The 17,845-nt window shown below is 41.2% G+C and carries 13 protein-coding genes and 3 pseudogenes; 8 read left to right on the top strand and 8 right to left on the bottom strand.

All coding sequences use genetic code 11. From position 1 onward, the window contains the following. Window positions 1-26: 26 nt before the first annotated feature. Window positions 27-188, bottom strand: a pseudogene (locus V7K89_RS35820) (IS982 family transposase); the annotation flags it as partial. An 847-nt stretch (window positions 189-1,035) separates the two neighbouring features. On the opposite strand from V7K89_RS35820, the gene V7K89_RS10140 reads away from it, so the two are divergent. Continuing rightward, window positions 1,036-1,590, top strand: a complete 555-nt coding sequence (locus tag V7K89_RS10140) for a hypothetical protein (protein ID WP_194043947.1) — start codon at window positions 1,036-1,038, stop codon at window positions 1,588-1,590. 8 nt (window positions 1,591-1,598) lie between these two features. On the opposite strand, the gene V7K89_RS10145 is transcribed toward V7K89_RS10140, so the two are convergent. From V7K89_RS10145 to V7K89_RS10160, 4 genes are all read right to left on the bottom strand, one after another. Beyond that, complete coding sequence (locus tag V7K89_RS10145) at window positions 1,599-2,747, bottom strand: histidinol-phosphate transaminase (RefSeq protein ID WP_335186759.1); 1,149 nt, start codon at window positions 2,745-2,747, stop codon at window positions 1,599-1,601. A gap of 105 nt (window positions 2,748-2,852) precedes the next feature. Continuing rightward, window positions 2,853-3,491 (bottom strand): YqiA/YcfP family alpha/beta fold hydrolase, encoded by a 639-nt coding sequence (locus V7K89_RS10150; protein ID WP_335186760.1) that lies wholly within the window; start codon window positions 3,489-3,491, stop codon window positions 2,853-2,855. A 63-nt stretch (window positions 3,492-3,554) separates the two neighbouring features. Continuing rightward, window positions 3,555-4,931 (bottom strand): glutathione-disulfide reductase, encoded by a 1,377-nt coding sequence (gene gor / locus V7K89_RS10155; RefSeq protein WP_335186741.1) that lies wholly within the window; start codon window positions 4,929-4,931, stop codon window positions 3,555-3,557. 333 nt (window positions 4,932-5,264) lie between these two features. Next, window positions 5,265-6,731, bottom strand: a complete 1,467-nt coding sequence (locus V7K89_RS10160) for a FecR family protein (protein ID WP_335186743.1) — start codon at window positions 6,729-6,731, stop codon at window positions 5,265-5,267. Window positions 6,732-7,395: 664 nt separating this feature from the next. On the opposite strand from V7K89_RS10160, the gene V7K89_RS10165 reads away from it, so the two are divergent. Next, the gene (locus V7K89_RS10165) at window positions 7,396-8,712 is read left to right on the top strand and encodes a hypothetical protein (protein ID WP_335186745.1); all 1,317 of its coding nucleotides are present in this window, start codon (window positions 7,396-7,398) and stop codon (window positions 8,710-8,712) included. A 68-nt stretch (window positions 8,713-8,780) separates the two neighbouring features. Here the strand turns inward: V7K89_RS10165 and V7K89_RS10170 are convergent, their stop codons facing one another. Next, window positions 8,781-9,602, bottom strand: coding sequence for a sulfurtransferase (locus tag V7K89_RS10170; protein ID WP_335186747.1), 822 nt, complete (start codon window positions 9,600-9,602; stop codon window positions 8,781-8,783). A 117-nt stretch (window positions 9,603-9,719) separates the two neighbouring features. On the opposite strand from V7K89_RS10170, the gene V7K89_RS10175 reads away from it, so the two are divergent. From V7K89_RS10175 to V7K89_RS10195, 5 genes and pseudogenes are all read left to right on the top strand, one after another. Next, window positions 9,720-10,643, top strand: coding sequence for a tRNA (5-methylaminomethyl-2-thiouridine)(34)-methyltransferase MnmD (locus V7K89_RS10175; protein ID WP_335186749.1), 924 nt, complete (start codon window positions 9,720-9,722; stop codon window positions 10,641-10,643). 512 nt (window positions 10,644-11,155) lie between these two features. Next, complete coding sequence (locus V7K89_RS10180) at window positions 11,156-12,400, top strand: two-component system response regulator (RefSeq protein ID WP_335186751.1); 1,245 nt, start codon at window positions 11,156-11,158, stop codon at window positions 12,398-12,400. A gap of 203 nt (window positions 12,401-12,603) precedes the next feature. After that, entirely contained in the window at window positions 12,604-13,953 is a 1,350-nt protein-coding gene (gene glmU, locus V7K89_RS10185; RefSeq protein WP_335186753.1) for a bifunctional UDP-N-acetylglucosamine diphosphorylase/glucosamine-1-phosphate N-acetyltransferase GlmU, read from the top strand. Between the two features lie 50 nt (window positions 13,954-14,003). Next, the gene (locus V7K89_RS10190) at window positions 14,004-14,219 is read left to right on the top strand and encodes a type II toxin-antitoxin system HicB family antitoxin (protein ID WP_335186755.1); all 216 of its coding nucleotides are present in this window, start codon (window positions 14,004-14,006) and stop codon (window positions 14,217-14,219) included. After that, window positions 14,197-14,545 (top strand): annotated as a pseudogene (locus V7K89_RS10195) (DUF29 family protein). The gene V7K89_RS10190 and the pseudogene V7K89_RS10195 overlap by 23 nt, the downstream one beginning before the upstream one ends. Here V7K89_RS10195 and V7K89_RS10200 read toward each other — a convergent pair. Both V7K89_RS10200 and V7K89_RS10205 read right to left on the bottom strand, forming a co-directional pair. Beyond that, window positions 14,536-15,489, bottom strand: a complete 954-nt coding sequence (locus V7K89_RS10200) for an isoaspartyl peptidase/L-asparaginase (protein WP_335186757.1) — start codon at window positions 15,487-15,489, stop codon at window positions 14,536-14,538. The pseudogene V7K89_RS10195 and the gene V7K89_RS10200 overlap by 10 nt on opposite strands. Next, window positions 15,489-15,683 (bottom strand): DUF2256 domain-containing protein, encoded by a 195-nt coding sequence (locus V7K89_RS10205; protein ID WP_094350216.1) that lies wholly within the window; start codon window positions 15,681-15,683, stop codon window positions 15,489-15,491. The genes V7K89_RS10200 and V7K89_RS10205 overlap by 1 nt, the downstream gene beginning before the upstream one ends. 458 nt (window positions 15,684-16,141) lie before the next feature. Here V7K89_RS10205 and V7K89_RS10210 point away from each other — a divergent pair. Next, window positions 16,142-17,288 (top strand): annotated as a pseudogene (locus V7K89_RS10210) (transposase). Window positions 17,289-17,845: the final 557 nt, after the last annotated feature.

Raw genomic sequence — 17,845 nt, forward strand, 5'->3', positions numbered from 1 at the left:
AAATAAAAATGCTTGAAACCTCGCTAATGGTTTTGGTGAAATGCGTTCGCAATTGTGATGATTTCGCTTAAGCACAACCTGGCGTTGCACGAACTTCCTCCATGTTTTAATCGGGTTGTCTGCCATTGACCTTCAAACGCTTTACACAAATCATCTACCTGACAGAATAATGCTTCTAAACTAAACATAGGGCAGGTATGCTGGATTTTACGCTATTTTCAGCTTACTACCTGCCCCTTTCCTTATCCCCAACTCAGGTTAGTAATTTTGACTTAGAGAAAGCTTAAAACTCAATCTACAACCTAATAATATACTCTTTTTAAGAACTTTCGGTTTTAAAATGGACGAGGTTTAATTACAAATCCAGTCAATATTAGCTAAATATCTCTATAAATTCGCTTTAATTTGGAGAAATTATTTGGTTTAGCAAGCAAGAAGCAACGGTAAAGAATGCTTTTGGAGTTGCACTGAGTTTTTTCACCCAATCAAATAAGAGTCCTACAGATAAAAACTAAAACATATAAATTTCCGAAGTGAGTAAATAGCTTTTGATAATTCTTTTAAAAAAGAATATTTCGTTTTAACTTTTTACGAAAATCCCTCTCGTCCGTACAAAAACAATTATCTTAATTAGTAAATATATTTAATATTAAAAAATGTTAAACTTAGCCTTCTGGGATTTGTGGTGAACAAATTTTTTAAAGCATTCGATATAGATAAAAATCGACTATAATGGCAACATAGGCAAAATCACGTTCCAAAAAATCATCATTTCCTCATAATAACTTTGTAATTAAGATATTTATCTTTATAAAAACTTTAAGAAAACATTAGTATAGTTTACAGACAAATCTTGTTATATCTTTTAAAATATAATCACTAAATTACTGAAACAACGCCTATCTATTGCTATTTTTAGTTGGATTGACCAGAAAGGTCTTGATAATAAAAGAATTCAAAAACTTGATTTGATATAACAGTTAATTCCGTTTTGAAGTGCATACTACAACAACATTCATTAAAAGTTTAAAAAACATGGATAGCGAACAGCATCGACGCTATCAGACCTCTATGGTATCAACTTATTACCCTGAAACAACTTTCCTTGACTCTGTTGTCATGTCAGACGGAACTGAGCAATCACAAGGCTCGGATATCCTTACACGTTTGCACAGTGGAGAAGTTTTCATTGTCAATAGTCGTAGGCGAAATGGATTAATACTCTTTAAACGCTACCATGCAGAGTTTGCTGGGCCTGGGGCTGCTGTGGGTGGGGATTACGATTGTGATTGCCAAAGGGCACTGCCTATAGGTAATCTTTCTTTATTAACTCCTGAATCTAATGAAGAACGCCAGAAGGCTTACTTGATTAGGCGACAGTGGATTCGATTGATCAAACAAATTACAGAAAATCCATTGCCTGGGCAGCGAGTCCAAAAAATTCTCGATCAATTTGAACAATACTTTCCACCAGAAATAGTAGCTCTTTTGCCGGATGTTGCTTTTGCTCTTTTAGTGGGTGTGCTGCCACAAACAGTGGGAGTAGTTCGCCGTTTGGGCAGTGAGGTGAATAGCAGGTTTAATTACTGAGTAAATTGCTAAAATGACAAATTTGCCAAAGCAGCTTTTACTCGATTAACGGTGCGGGCGTTTTCTTCTATTGTTCCGACAGTAATTCGCAATCCTCCGCTAATGTGCCGCACAAGAGTGCCCAGTGTTCTAAGTTTCTGGTGGAAAGTTTTTAAAGCAACTTCTTGTGAATTAAAACCATTTGGTTTAAGACGTAGGTAAATAAAGTTGGCAGTACTTGGGGTAATTTGTAGTTCTGGTTGCTGGGATAAAATTTCGATGAGTTTAGCTCGTTCACTTAGGGTTTGGGGAATCGATTCCAGCAAGAGTGTACGATTTTGTAAACCAACTAATGCTGCTGCTATAGAAAAACTGGGGAGATTGTAAGGTAAACGAACTTTTTCTAAAATGGCGATTGCTTCGGGATGAGCGACGCAATAACCAATACGGAGAGATGCCAATCGGAAAGCTTTAGAAAAAGTGCGTAATATTACCCAATTAGGACGCTGTGCTAATTCAGCTACTAAAGTAGTTTGACTGAATTCAAAGTAAGCTTCATCAATTACTACCAAAATATGCTGTGGCAAACTTCTTAACCATGCCAACTCTGCCTCAGTTAAACTGTTGGCAGTCGGCGAATTGGGATGTACTACGAAAACTACGCGAATTGGGGGATTTTGAGTTTGTTTGATCGCAGACTGTGCGGCGCTTATGTCAATTTCAAAATTTGTTTCATTTCTCGCCACTGCCACTATAGGAATCCCTAAAGTTTGCGCCAAAATCCCGTACATAGAGAAAGTGGGATTGGCAACTAAAATTGACCCTTCTCCTCCTAGACAGGTGGCGATTAATAAAGAGCGGATTAGTTCATCTGAACCATTACCAACAGAAATATTGGCAGTAGTAAACAACGATAACGAGAGGGCGGCTGATTGATTGACGTATTCGGCGATCGCATTCTTAAGTGTTTCATGTCCGCCATCTGGATAACGATTTGTTTCAATTACTTGCTGATACGTCCACGCCAGCTTCTCTTTTAACTCAGGTGGTAAATCGTGGGGGCTTTCATTTGTATCTAACCGATCAAACTGTGTGGCGACAGAATCGGCTGTATCGCTGCTAGGATGAGGTTTATAGGCGGTGAATTGGGCTAAATCTGACCGGATGAAGGGAAGCATAGTTTTAGTCATTAGTCATTGGTCATTAGTCATTGGTCATTAGTAACTAACAAAGGACAAATGACTAAGGACATTAGTTATGTGTGAGTCTAATATTTTACAACTTCAAGGTAATTGGCAAAAGAGGCGAATTGCCTGCCAAATTTCTTCCATAACATTACCCAAGGCGTGGTCACTGTCGAGTTCGACTAATTCCACCCAAGGACGCGATCGCGCAAAGTCACGACTAGCTTTGATCGGAATGACTTCATCCTTTTTGCCATGCAAAATCAGCGTGGAGATAAAGCGTTGCAAAAGCTTTTCTTGGTATTGGGCAGCATCTGTCACAAAATCGTAACTTAAGGGAAGCGATCGCTGCTCTCCATAGTGGTAGACCATAATATATTTTTCTTGTTGCCAACGCTGTACTTCTTCATCCCCTAGTTTGGGCAACCAATGGGATAAAAACCCAAAAGCTGGTGCTAGCAAAACTAAGCGTTGCACTTGTAAATTTTGTTGTCCCAAGTGGGCAGCGGTCAAACCACCCAAACTTGAGCCAATAAGCGTTACTGGTGTAGAATCATTGCTGAATTCTGCGGCAACTTGAGCGAGCTGACGAGTAATTGTCAATTGGGAAAAATTGCCAGCATTGAGATCAGGAATTTTCAGCTTTGTCTGAATTTGAGTAAAGCGATCGCCTATATCCCGCGCTTTAGCAGATTTAGGGCTGGAAGCAAAGCCGTGAAGATATATGTAGTGCAAGATTGTTAATAGTTAAGAGTTTTAAGTTATGAGTTTCTTTCTTCAACTCATAACCCATAACTCTTATTACCGCAATGTGACAAATTCTTCTGCGGCTGAGGGATGAATGCCCACAGTAGCATCAAAGTCTTTTTTAGTTGCGCCCATCTTGAGTGCGATCGCCACACCTTGAATAATCTCAGCTGCCCCTTCACCTACCATGTGAGCACCTAAAACTTTGTCGGTGTTGCTATCAACCACCAACTTCATCATTGTCTTCTCTTGCTTACCAGTCAAACTGTGATACATGGCGCGGAAGCGAGTGCGAAAAATTTTGACGGCATCACCGAGTTTTTCTCGTGCTTCGGCTTCTGTCCAGCCGACTGTTGCAGCTTCTGGGTTAGAAAATATGGCTGTGGGCACAGTTTGGTGACTGAATTCGCGGCGATTATCCCCAAATTCACTATCGGCAAAAGCGCGACCTTCGCCAATAGCTACAGGAGTTAAATTGATTCGGTCTGTGACATCGCCAACAGCAAAAATATTTGGTTGACTAGTTTGACTATATTCATTAACTGCGATCGCACTTGTGGTAGGGTATCCAGGCCCTTCGATAGAACTGGCGACAACATCAACGCCAGCATTTTCTAAACCTAATCCATCTACATTGGGGGTTCGACCAGTCGCTACTAAAAACACATCAGCAATTAGTGGTTTTTGGTCGTCTCCTGATAAAGTCAGCTTCAACCCTTCTGGGACGCGTTCAATTGCTTTCACCACATTATTCTTAATCAAGCGAATTCCGTGGTTCATCATACCCTCTTCAATTTCTATGCGGACATCTTCATCAAACCCATTCAAAATCTTTTCACCTCTGGTAATTTGTGTCACCTCAGAACCCAAACCGCGCATAATACAAGCAAATTCCGTGCCGATATAACCAGCGCCAATAATAACGATGTGTTTTGGTTGTTCTTTTAAATGAAAGATTTCGTCGGAGGTAATGCCATGTTCCATCCCTGGTAAATCTGGCTTGATAGGACGTCCACCAACTGCAATTAAAATTTTGTCTGCTGTAACTTTACGTCCATCAACTTCTATAGTGTGGGGGTCTACCAATGTGGCGCGACCAGAAAATAGTTCTACTCCGGCTTTTTCTAAAAAGCTGATGTGTAGTTGTGATAGTCGTCGAACTTCTTTATCTATAGATGTAATGAAATATTCCCAGTCAAACTCCGCATTACCCACTTTCCAGCCATAGCCTGAAGCGTCACTGAACAGTGCAGGAAAGTGAGAGCCATAGACCATGAGTTTTTTGGGAACGCAACCGCGAATCACACAAGTGCCACCAACTAAATCATATTCAGCGATCGCCACTTTTGCGCCGTAGCTAGCCGCTCGTTTGGAAGCCGCCAAACCTCCAGAACCCGCACCAATTACAAACAGGTCGTAATCAAAAGTCATAAGTTTATGTTCTCTTTCGTAACAAGTTAGTTCCTGGGAACTTACACACAGAACGTGATTGAACTATATAAGGATATCCGGTGAACGCTGTGTAAGTCCTGTCCTTGATTTAATCTAGCGTTAGCAGATGCTATCTGATCGTAGGGAATATCACTTTTTGCTTTGGCGGATATAGAGGCACTAGTTAAAAGTTGTTATAGTTCTACCCGTGGTCGAGCATAAGTCTGTACTACTGCATTAGAGCAGCAAAGTTGCACAGGACTTACGCAAAATCATGACAAAACGCACTGCCTTCGGCGATCGCATAGCATTTTTTACTCCTATTAGCAATTTTTATGTACTTGGAGAGTCAGTTGGGGTTACAGGTGTTGGAGTTACAGGTGTTACGGGTGTTGGAGTTACAGGTGTTACAGGTGTTACGGGTGTTGGAGTGACAGGTGTTGGAGTTACAGGTGTTACGGGTGTTACGGGTGTTACGGGTGTTGGAGTGACAGGTGTTGGAGTTACAGGTGTTACGGGTGTTGGAGTGACAGGTGTTGGAGTTACAGGTGTTACGGGTGTTACAGGCGTTGGGGTGACAGGTGTTGGAGTTACAGGTGTTACGGGCGTTGGATCTGTTGGAGTTACGGGTGTTGGATCTGTCGAGGTTACAGGTGTTGGTGTTACGGGCGTTGGGTCTGTTGGCGTTACGGGTGTTGGATCTGTTGAGGTTACAGGTGTTGGTGTTACGGGTGTTACGGGTGTTACGGGTGTTGGATCTGTTGGCGTTACGGGTGTTGGATCTGTTGAGGTTACAGGTGTTGGTGTTACAGGCGTTGGGTCTGTTGGCGTTACGGGTGTTGGATCTGTTGAGGTTACAGGTGTTGGTGTTACGGGTGTTGGGTCTGTTGGCGTTACGGGTGTTGGATCTGTTGAGGTTACAGGTGTTGGTGTTACGGGTGTTGGATCTGTTGGCGTTATGGGTTTTGGATCTGTTGAGGTTACAGGTTTTGGCTCTGTTGAGGTTACGGGTTTTGAATCTGTTGAGGTGTTCGATGTTGTCTCAGTTGGGCTATTTAAAGGACTAGGAGTTAGTTCAAATACTCCCTCGCCTTTTATCGGTGGCTGTGCTTCCAAAGCCGCAGCAGTTTCGGCTTGAACACTGTTGATTGCAGGATCGTGTGTAGGCACAGGACTCTGCCTGTTCAAATCAAGTTCCCGAACCATCTGGCTCGTTTCATAAAAACTTCTTAGATCAAAATCATATAACCTCTGAAATTCGCCTTTAATTATAATCACCATTTGCCCTGCTTTCAACACGCGAGTTTCAGACTTGTTAGAAACTTCAATGCCGCTATCTGTCAGCGCACCTACAATCGTGGTGTCTTTTTGTTGGTCGTAGCGTACAAATAATGCTGAACCACGAATTGCTGCTGCTGCATTTGGTGTTTGTATACGTGTTTGCCCCTGACCTGGTGGGATGAGCAACAACACAGTCCCGTTTGTCAGTTTAAAGTCACGAGTCTTCGGTAAAAATTGAAATAACGCCTGTTCTCCAACTCGTGCCAAGGAGCCATCATTAAAACGCAAATCTGCTAGGGAAGCTCGACCAGTTGACAACCCGTCCCCAGGGATCATTGCATCTAATTTGCGTGCAGGACGTTTCTTCAATTTATCTTTAGGTATCAGTTGTACGATGTTGCGGAGGTTCTGAATCTCTGCTCGCGTTAGAGGAGTTGTAGCGCTTACCCGATTTGGCAGAGGCAGAACTATAACTCCCCATAAACCAATCACCAATAATGGAAACGATTTATAAAACATGGTTTAAAAAGTTTTGACCTTCAATTAATATCATAAAAATTAAAGTTTAAGCTAATGCTAATTTTTGTAAGAGGTTTTTAAGTAAAATGTTTAAATTTTAATTTAGATTTAATGCATAAAATAGATAATAAGTGAAATAAATGAATCATATTTTTTCTGTATGAAAAAAATTAGTATATACACATCTATTATCTTTTTTCGTATGCACCTGTTTTTTATCTACGTAAGCAAGTTCATGAATCAAATTGGATTGCTATATGTGTATTTATTTGATTGAAGTTTTACTTCTGCAACTTAAATTGTATGCAATCAAGTCTATAGCAGATTTAAAAGTTAGTATTTGATATCAACAATTAAATCAGAAGTACCTTACATATAATTATTTATAATCAGTTCCACTAGAGGTCATTAATTATGGGGGACAATAACTTGCTAAGGATTTGTTGTGAAATTACCTACTGGCTGTATTTCATTAAAATTTAAGCAGCAATTTTATCGGATATCTCAGTTTTACAAAAAAAATCTGGGAAAAATCCGAAAAGCAGCAATTTTAGTTTGTAGTTTCAGTATATACCTACAAGGCTAAAATAGATGTAATCAACTGTATCATTGTAGTCGGAACTTCTGATACAGCTTGTGGGTCTACATTTGCCAAACGCAATCAATGCGATCTAACCAGATGCGACTCAAGAACTGGAAAAATTTGTTTTTTTGTATTTTATTAACGTCCAGTGGTGGAACCTGGTGTTGCATTAGAGTAAATGCGGCAGAATCTACAATTACAGATGTTTGGCATCTTAATGATTTAGCAACTACACAGGTAACTGATGAGCAGTTATGTCAAAAGTTAGAGCAAAAGGCAATTAACTCTTTGTGCAAGCTGTCGAATGAGTCACATACTTTAGATTCTTCAATGCCGTTAAATCTGGTACAGCAAACACCAGGAACGACTCAAATTGCAGATCAAACCGAAGAACCTACAGATACTCAAAAGCAAAATGACCCGCCACAGCTAGAATCACAGCCAAATAATGTGCCCATATCTCCTTCAGACTCAAAAGAGCAATTATTAAATTTACCTGAGATAGAGTATTCCCAAAGGCTAGAGAGGTTGATAGAACGACTACGATCGCCAAAACAACCGTTTGAATCTGATAGCGAGCGCGAATTAGGGTTACGGGTGCGGTTACGACCTTTAGAACAACAGCTACCACCACCGACAGAACAACCGATACCTCAATTTAAACCTATCGGCTATCTACAAGGACGTGTCGGTTACTTCCAAACGAGTAACATTTTTTCCTCAAATGATAGCCCCATAGAAGATGGTTTAATTATTTCTGGACTGACATTAGCCTCTACATATTTTCCTTTGGGATCTAAGACTTTTGTAAATGGCTCAATTGATGGCAATCTGATTCGTTATCTAAATCAGTCACAATATCATTACAACCAAGTGAGATTCAATCTCAGTATTTACCAGCAGCTATCCCAACGAATGTATGGAGAAATCAGTTGGAGCAATCAACAGTTATTTTATGCTAACAGCAGCGATCGCTTCGATAGCTTCAAAGCAGGCGATCGCTTTTTAAATGAAAATTCTCTACTACTGTCTTTGGGACGCCGAGATCCCTTAACTTCAAGATTAACCCTAGATAGCTTCTACCAATTGAGTGTAAATTTTGCCGACCCTGCAAGTCGTAATCGGATAATCAATTCCTTTTGGGTGTCTCTGAACTACTACTTGCAAAAGCCTCTCCAGGTTGGTATTGACTACCAAATGAATTTATCAGACTTTACACAGCGCAATCGAGAAGACGAATTTTATCGCTTATTCGGACACTTAAATTACCAAATATCCGACACCATTAATATGAATATGGAGGCTGGAGTAAGTTTAGGTAGTTCAACCGCCGAAAACATTGATTTTGATGGCTGGTTCTTCACTATTAATTACAGTTTCCAATTAGGTAGGTTTTGAAATTTGTCATTTGTCCTTTGTCCTTTGTCAAAAATCAATGCCCAATGCCCAATCACCAAGTCCAATTACTATAAATAAGAAATCCAATCACTCCAGCTACCAGCATAAAGTTTACCCTTGCTAAAACCAGCTAATTCTAAAGAAAGTAAATTCACACAAGCAGTAACGCCAGAACCGCAATATACCAATATTTCTTCGGCTGTTTCTAACTTTTCCCAGCGATGGCGTTGTTCTTCTTGAGGAAGTAGGTAGCCGGAAGAGTCTGTAACTTCTTTCCAGGGATAGTTGACTGCACCGGAAATATGTCCGGCAATTCGATCGATAGACTCTCCTTCGCCTCGGTAGCGATCGCTGTCTCTTGAATCTACCAATGCTACCTCCTGGTTATCTTTCCGGCTTTTTACGGCTGTAATATCCACCACCTTTTCTGTTTGTACTTGAGCGATAAAAGTACCCATTCGGGGAGGAGGAATAACATCTGTAACAGAATACCCAGCTTTTTGCCATCCAGCAAACCCGCCATCTAATACTACTACTTGCTCATGTCCTAGATAACGTAACAGCCACCAAAGACGAGCTGCAAAGGCAAAGCGCGAATCATCATAAGCGACAACTAAACTTTTTTGGTAATTTACCCCAATCGTCGCCAATTTATTAGCTATATCATTAGGGTTAGGTAAAGGATGTCTCCCGCCATGCTTTCCCACTGGACTGGAAAGATCCCGATTCAAATCTAGGTAATACGATCCTTCTATATGACTTGTCTGGTACTGTTGTTGTCCTTGTTGTGGTTCGGCTAAAGAAAAGCGACAATCCACAATAACGACTTGCGGATCTTTCAGATGTTCAAACAGCCAAGCTGGGGAAACAATAAATTGGGGATTGGGCATGGGGCATAGGGCATTGGGTAAAACAGTTCCTCTTTGTCTAATACTGAATATATAGATTATATTTAATACTCAGTATTAATAAAGGGTATCAGTGATTATTTAGTTTTTTTTGTTAAGATGTCAAACTTAGAAAATTTTACACCTAAGTTAACAGCTGATGGTTCTTTCACTTTTGTCTCTCAAGAGTTTGGTGAATCGTTTCATAGCCATTATGGAGCGCAGCAGGAGAGTTTTTGCAAGTTTGTGGAACCTACTCAACTGGCTATAGCAGCACAAAAACCGATCTTGCGACTATTAGATGTTTGTTATGGTCTAGGATATAACACGGCTGCTGCATTGCAAACAATTTGGAACGTAAATCCTAGTTGTTGTGTAGAAGTAATCGGTTTAGAACTGAATCCAGCGGTGCCACAAGCGGCGATCGCTCATCAGTTGTTTGACAATTGGAACTGTAACTATATTGAAATTTTGAAAAAGCTAGCTTTTGAGCATCAAGTACAAACACCTTGCCTGAAAGCGAAGCTACTAATTGGCGATGCTAGAACGATGATAACGCTAGTACGTCAGTTGGGTTTCTGGGCAGATGCAATTTTCCTCGATCCCTTTTCACCACCACAGTGTCCTCAATTATGGACTGTTGAATTTGTTAAACAGTTATCATTGTGCTTACATGCAGATGGTTTATTAGCCACTTATTCTTGTGCTGCTGCTGTACGCACAGCACTTTTATCTGCTGGCTTGGTGATATCTTCTACCCCACCCGTAGGAAGGCGAGCGCCTGGTACCGTGGCAACACATTCTAAAAATACTGAGTCTAAACACCACTTCCCACTCACTACCCTCTCAGAAGTTGAAAAAGAACACTTGCTAACTCGTGCTGCGATTCCCTATCGCGATCCCCAATTGAGCGATCCAACCGAAGTCATAGTCAGGCGGCGACAACAAGAGCAACAAACCTCTTGCCTGGAACCTGCCTCCCATTGGCGAAAAAGGTGGTTATTGGGAACACAAGGCAAGGATTTTATGGGAACTAGTTTGTAGTTTTATTACAAACTCATACAATATGCTACATTTATAGACTGCAAGTCTAATTCAACGAGTTTTTACGAGCCGAATATCTTATCTATATGTTAGTATTCGAGATTACATACCGTTTAATAGTACTTGAGTATTGCTATAACAGAGTAAGTAAAAACATTTAAATCTAATGATTACAATGATTACTATACAGACTTGAAACTCAAAATTCGATATCTCGATATAAAAGAGTCAATGGTAACACTTTCTGACGCCACAAGGCTAAAAAATCTCCGTAAAAAACCTGATTTAACATTTGTGAGAATTTATCATACTGAAATTAGAAGCAAAAAATTTGACAATAAAATCTACCTTGTTCGTAACATAAAAGATACATGCTGCAAAAAATTCAGATTGGCAGCTTGACATTATGCGTAATCCATATCGAAACTTTGACTCAGATACAGTCGAATCTTAAATTTGTTTTTAAAATCTGACACTGTTAACTAACTTGTGCAAAAACTTGGAGTGCCTTTGTGATTCAATGGAAATCCAACCATACAGGCTTTACAGAAAAAATTGTTAATCGGTCAAACCCCATTAGCACAGTGAAGAGTATCGGTTCAAATCATGCCGTGGAATCGCAAAATGCGGAGGATTCTTCTTTAGGCTCATCTCAAGGAGATTTTATGCTTGAAGATAGGCAAGCAATGTCTTCTTGGATAAAATCTGATGTTAATTGTGGTGATGATTCATTGGTCTCTAAAACACTACAAGCCAAAGGTTCTAAAGTGAATGGGTTTGATTTAGATCCGCCGAAGGTTTTAGTAGTTGACGATCATGCCGCCAGTCGGATGACTGCTGTTGCCCTCTTGGGGATGGAAGGATACGAAGTAATTGAGGCGGACAGTGGTTCTATTGTTGTCGGATTGGTAACTCAAAAACAACCAGATTTGATTTTGCTGGATGTAATGATGCCTGGAATGGATGGATTTGAAGTGTGCCAATTGCTTAAACAGGATGAGCAGACTAGGTTAATCCCAGTAATTTTTATTACAGCGTTAAATGATAGGCGATCGCGCATTCGGGGAATTGAAGTTGGGGCAGATGATTTTCTTACCAAACCCTTTGATCGGGTGGAACTGGCGGCGCGTGTAAAGTCCTTGGTGCGGCAGAAGCGTCTGAACGAAGATTTAGACCATACCGAACAAGCACTGTTTTCTATTGCCATGTCCATTGAAAGCCGCGATCCCAATACAGGGGACCATTGCGAACGTTTAGTAAAACTAGGACAAGTTTTTGGTGAACACCTCAACCTCTCACGCTATCAAATTCGAGATTTGATGTGGGGTGGTTATCTCCACGATATTGGTAAGGTGGGTATTCCTGATGCTGTGCTGCTAAAAAAAGGTAAACTCACCCCCGAAGATTGGCAAATTATGCAGCAGCACGTTTTGATTGGAGAAAAAATTTGCCAACCACTACGAAGTATGCGCGGTGTAATTCCGATTATTCGTCATCACCACGAACGTTGGGATGGCTCAGGCTACCCCGATGGACTCAAGGGGGATGATATTCCTTACCTAGCGCAAGTATTTCAGTTAATTGATATTTACGATGCCCTAACCAGCGAACGACCTTACAAAAGAGCTTTTACTTCAGCAGAAGCCCTTTTAGTGATGCAAGAAGAAACTGATTCCGGTTGGCGTAATCCGAAACTAATGCAGCAATTTACAGAGTTTATTTGCTCTTGTCAACAAAAAGGGAAGAGTGGGGAATAGAAAGTAATGATTTGTAGCTGCTGTAATGAACGCTAATTGGTATTATGATAATCTTTGCTTTTGAAGAGTAAAATTATACCGACTCCTGAATTCTGACTCCTTTAATATTTTCAGTCTTCTATAATTAGCTGGTATGATTTGAGCCGAGATTTTAAAGTACCAACAGCATTAATCACAATTTCACTGATAGCTGATAGCTAATTATGGTAGTTGTAGCAATTCTAGCGGCAGGACGCGGCACACGGATGAAATCACGCTTACCCAAGGTTTTACATTCTTTAGGTGGGCGATCGTTTGTAGAGAGAGTTCTCGAAAGTGTAGAACCACTTTCGCCCTCACGGCGAATCGTGATTGTGGGATATCAATCCGAGGAAGTGCAAGCCGCCATGCATTCGATTCTCAGTTTGGAGTTTGTCGAACAGACTGTGCAATTAGGTACAGGTCATGCTATCCAGCAATTACTTCCTCACTTGGAAAACTACACAGGAGATTTACTGGTACTTAACGGCGATTTACCGTTAATACGCAGCGAAACTCTCAAGCAGATGTTACAAACTCACATCCGAAATCAAAACGCTGCCACTATTCTCACCTCGCATCTACCCGACCCCACAGGCTACGGGCGCGTTTTTTGTAACGACGAAAATATTGTGCAGCAAATGGTCGAGCATAAGGATTGTACAGCTGCTCAAAGACAAAATCAGCGGATTAACGCTGGAGTTTATTGCTTTCGCTGGCCAGATTTAGCAAAGGTGCTTCCCCACCTCCAGGCAAACAATGCCCAAAAAGAATACTATCTTACCGATGCTGTGACTCAGGTAGGACAAGTAATGGCAGTGGATGTGGAAGATTACCAAGAAATTCTTGGGATCAACGATCGCTTACAACTAGCAACAGCATACGAAATTTTGCAAAAACGAGTCAAGGAAAAATGGATGTTGGCGGGTGTCACCCTCATCGACCCCACAAGCATCACCATTGATGAAACAGTGGAATTACAGCCGGATGTAATTATTGAACCCCAAACTCACCTACGAGGAAATACGGCGATCCAAACAGGAAGTCACATTGGGCCGGGGAGTTTAATTGAAAATAGTCAGTTAAGTGAAAATGTTACAGTGCAATATTCAGTAGTCATAAATAGCACCGTGCAGGCTGGAAGCCAAATTGGCCCTTATACTCATTTGCGCGGTCAGGTACAGGTGGGTGCTGGTTGCCGTGTGGGGAATTTTGTGGAATTGAAAAATACGCAATTAGGCGATCGCACCAATGCAGCACATTTGTCATATATAGGCGATACTGTTGTCGGCAATCAGGTGAATATTGGTGCTGGTACAATTACTGCCAACTATGACGGCGTGAAGAAACATCGCACTAAAATAGGCAATCGGACAAAAACTGGCGCCAATAGCGTTTTAGTGGCTCCACTCACTTTGGGAGATGATGTCTATATTGCAGCTGGTTCTACTGTGACAGAAGATGTACCTGATGATTCTTTGGTAATTGCCCGTAGTCGTCAGGTGGTGAAACCTGCTTGGCGCAAGAAGAGCTAATAAAGCGATAATTAAATCATCAGATTAGCTGATTAAACCAAAGATAAAAGATGAGGAAAACAAAACAACTTACCGCGATTATTGAGGATCATAAAAAGGGCTATATATCGCTTTGTGCAGAATTAGATATTGCTAGCCAAGGTGACACTATTGAAGAAGTACGCAATAATTTGGTTGAGGCATTGGAATTATTTTTTGACACAGCTGACCCCTCTGAAGTCCAAGATCGACTAATAACAGAAGATGGAAGAACTGCTAGAACTTAAGCAACTTCTAAAACAAGGCAAAATTCATGAGGCGCTGCTGTTGGTGGATGAGTTAGAAGAAATGAGCCTCGGTGACAAAATCAATAAAATTGATAGTTATAGTGTAATTCTGCTCATCCATAATAAAATAAATAAGCGCCGCAAATCTGGTGGTTTTTACTTGAATCAGGCAGAATTAATCGATATTCTGGAACAAGGATATCAAGTGGCACTGAAACGAGCGGCGCTAGAAGCTTTTGAGGGGCGTTATGAAGCCCAAGAATTAGCCGCAATGGTTGACCCACAATGAAACTTTAGCTGAAGCGCTAAAACTGATTCAACAATAGCCCATCAGTTCGTTGCCAGTCCATTCCAAGGTGTCGCCAATTTTTTCGCCATTGTGGTAGGCAGCGAGTAAGATTTCGCTAGTTTTTCCCCAAGCGATCGCTCCACTAGCATCTAAGGCGATCGCTCCCAAATCGCGTTTGTTCTCATAGGCTTCCCCAAAGGATCGCTGCATGGCCTCCTTCAGTGACATCCCATCAGTGACACGCACTACAATCCGTGCGGCTAAACACTCATCGATGATATCTTCGCCAATGCCAGTACAGCTAACACCAGCATTACTAGTAGCATAATTACCTGCTGGCATTGCCGAATCACTTACCCTGCCAATCCGCTCAAATCCCTTACCACCAGTAGAAGTGCCAGCAGCTAGCTTACCAGATGCATCTAAAGCTACTACACCAATAGTACCGCGTCCGGCATTGCTGGTTTCTAGCAGTTCGGGTTCTGCTACCACGCCAGCCATTGTGCTTTTAAAATTATCCTGGCGCTCTTGTATCCACTCTTGTAACCGCAAATCAGTTAAAGCGTTATAGCTGGGTATTTGCATTTCCCGCGCCAACTCAGCCGATCCGAAATCTGATAGCACTCGGTCTGGCGAGCTTTGTAAAAATTGCGCTAAATCAATCGGATTCTTCACCCGCGAGATATTAATCACACCACTAAACCGCCCTGATGCACCATCCATTAAAGAAGCACTCATACGAATTTGTCCATCAGATTGCAGTACTGAACCAGTACCAGCATTAAAGCGGGGGTTATCTTCGAGCATTAGGCAACCCTGCACCACCGCCTCAGAGGCAGTTGCTCCTGACAATAGCAGAGAATAGACTTCTTCTATTACTGTATGGAGCGATCGGCGCACCGCCTCTAATCCGCCTTTACCGTGGAGAGAACTACCAGCCCCTCCATGAATAATTAATTTAGGTTGCACCTGTAACTCCATTAATCTCTTGCGCTATTTGCGTCTGTATTGCGGTTGGTTTCATTTTGAGCTTCAGAACGGCGACGACGACAACGTTCTGAGCAATATTTCACATCGTCCCAGCAATCTTGCCACTTTTTACGCCATGTGAAAGGACGTTGACATACCGGACAGATTTTTGTAGGTAGGTCAGACTTAGAACGAACACGTCCCATATAAATACTGTGTAAATGAGAATTTCATTTCCGAAGGAGATGGAAGATAATTATAACCAGTTTGCTATGAAGACAGGATACATTTAACGAACAAATATATTGTCAATCTATCTTTAGACATATTTATAACATTTTCCTAAAAGAAAACAGGCTTTGAATCTTACTATCTTTCAGTTTTAGGGACTTGCAAAAAATAAATTATCCTAAATTACTTCTAGATTTGTAGAGGTGCAAGGCATTGCATTGGCGTCAACTTAAGGTTAAAGCTTTTAGCAGATTATCTCGCTCCCTGTTGGAGATTCTACGGTGTACACACAAGTGGAAGTAAACTACTAGGGTTGGGGATTTGAGGAGCAAAGGAAAGTGGAAAATCGAATAAAAATACATGCTCAACATTGGAAGGAGCAAGCGTTTGGCGACCCAAGGTTGATAAAAAGGGGGCGGCATTGTACGAAGCAATGGGAAAACATCAATTAGTCACTATTCGTCAAATAAGTAAAAACACAGCCGAACAAGTGGCGTACTACCGCTTTTTGGAGAATGAGAATGTGGCAGTAGGAGAATTAGTCAAAAGCCGATCAAAACACTGCTGTTTGCAAGTAGAAGGAAGACATATATTAGCAATCAGTGACAGTAGCGAAATTAACTTACAATCTCATGTAGGTAGGTTAAAAGCAAAAGGTTTAGGTGTAGTAGGAAACAACACAGACGTGGGATTTTACATCCATCCAACACTGGTATTGGATGCTGAAACTGGATTTCCATTAGGATTAAGTACAGTACAACTGTGGAGTAGAGAACCAGACCATGCTGATAAACATCAACGAAATTATCAAAAGTTGCTAATAGAAGCAAAAGAATCATACAAATGGCTGCGTTCAGCTGATGAAACGCAACGATGTATCCGCGTGGGTGAAGCGAAAATGATTACCCATATCGGCGATAGAGAAAGTTCGCCGTGCGATAGTAAAAATTCAACGTCTAGACAAATTCAATAACCAAGATTATCCTGCCCGTGTGACACTTTATGCAGTTGAATCCTTGGAAGTTAATTCCCTACCCGACCAGCAAGCAATTCATTGGCGATTACTCACTACCCACTCAGTTGTTTGGAGCAAGCACTGCAAGTCATTAGATGGTACACATGGCGATGGCGAATTGAGCAACTGTTTGCCATCCTCAAAACTGCTGGTTTAAATCTCGAAGCTACCCAAGTAGAGTCGATTGCTGCCATTCAACGATTAACTATATTAGCTTTGTCACTTGCCGTGCGTACTTTACAACTGATTCAGGGACGGGATCATCCTGATTTACCTGCAAATGTTGCTTTTCCCACGAGCGGCAGCAATGCTTGTTAACGATGCCTGCGGCGGGGGCTATGCCTACGCACCTTCAGTAGAGGGCAAAACTCAACTCCAACAAAATCCCTATCCTCTTTCTTCTCTTGCTTGGGCGACTTGGATTATTGCTCGACTTGGTGGTTAGTCTGGTTACAGTTCTCAAAAACCTCCTGGAATTACTACTTTGATTCGCGGACTTGAGCAATTTGAATCCACCTTTTTTGGCTGGAAACTTGCTCTGGGTCTACTTGTGTGTACACCGTAGCTGTTGGAGATTAGGAATACCTAATGGGAGGCACGAGATTTTAAACGAGTTTTAGCTTAAGTTGACTGATATCAATGAAGGCCATGAAACACGCCTGAGTGGTTAGGACAAGGCTGTTTCATTGCTTAAAAGGTGCTGATTTACAAGCGTTTCAAGCAAAAAAATCAGGTGAATAAAAAATCTGATTGCACAAGAAAATGGTGATACCTCCAGCAAGGTTTCGCCAACGCACTGAAATTGACTCTTGGAGATAGTAATTTTTTGATTACTAACTTCTCCAAATTTATTGCCTATGTTGTTGACAATATCCTTAATAGATTGAGTGAAATAGCCTTGGAGGTTAGGGAGATTAAAAGTGCCCAAACTTATATCGAAACACTTTTCAAATAACCTCTAAATACTAGAGTTTTGGAAGTAACTTGATAATACATAGCAATGTGATTTTTAAAGAATCTGTAAATACTAAATAACCTGAGTTCGGGTTAAGCAGGTTGAGATAAAAGCCACTCCATCTGAAGGCTGGGTTTCTTAGGTTGATGGCAATAAGCGATTAATCC

It is taken from the genome of Nostoc sp., assembly GCF_036917515.1.
Lineage (GTDB): Bacteria > Cyanobacteriota > Cyanobacteriia > Cyanobacteriales > Nostocaceae > Nostoc.

What these genes read in the sequence shown, in the direction of transcription:
- V7K89_RS10140 (WP_194043947.1), top strand. Translation starts at nt 1,036, where the DNA reads ATGGATAGCGAACAGCATCGACGCTATCAGACCTCTATGGTATCAACT.
- V7K89_RS10145 (WP_335186759.1), bottom strand. Translation starts at nt 2,747, where the DNA reads ATGCTTCCCTTCATCCGGTCAGATTTAGCCCAATTCACCGCCTATAAA.
- gor (WP_335186741.1), bottom strand. Translation starts at nt 4,931, where the DNA reads ATGACTTTTGATTACGACCTGTTTGTAATTGGTGCGGGTTCTGGAGGT.
- V7K89_RS10160 (WP_335186743.1), bottom strand. Translation starts at nt 6,731, where the DNA reads ATGTTTTATAAATCGTTTCCATTATTGGTGATTGGTTTATGGGGAGTT.
- V7K89_RS10165 (WP_335186745.1), top strand. Translation starts at nt 7,396, where the DNA reads ATGCGATCTAACCAGATGCGACTCAAGAACTGGAAAAATTTGTTTTTT.
- V7K89_RS10170 (WP_335186747.1), bottom strand. Translation starts at nt 9,602, where the DNA reads ATGCCCAATCCCCAATTTATTGTTTCCCCAGCTTGGCTGTTTGAACAT.
- V7K89_RS10175 (WP_335186749.1), top strand. Translation starts at nt 9,720, where the DNA reads ATGTCAAACTTAGAAAATTTTACACCTAAGTTAACAGCTGATGGTTCT.
- glmU (WP_335186753.1), top strand. Translation starts at nt 12,604, where the DNA reads ATGGTAGTTGTAGCAATTCTAGCGGCAGGACGCGGCACACGGATGAAA.
- V7K89_RS10190 (WP_335186755.1), top strand. Translation starts at nt 14,004, where the DNA reads ATGAGGAAAACAAAACAACTTACCGCGATTATTGAGGATCATAAAAAG.
- V7K89_RS10200 (WP_335186757.1), bottom strand. Translation starts at nt 15,489, where the DNA reads ATGGAGTTACAGGTGCAACCTAAATTAATTATTCATGGAGGGGCTGGT.
- V7K89_RS10205 (WP_094350216.1), bottom strand. Translation starts at nt 15,683, where the DNA reads ATGGGACGTGTTCGTTCTAAGTCTGACCTACCTACAAAAATCTGTCCG.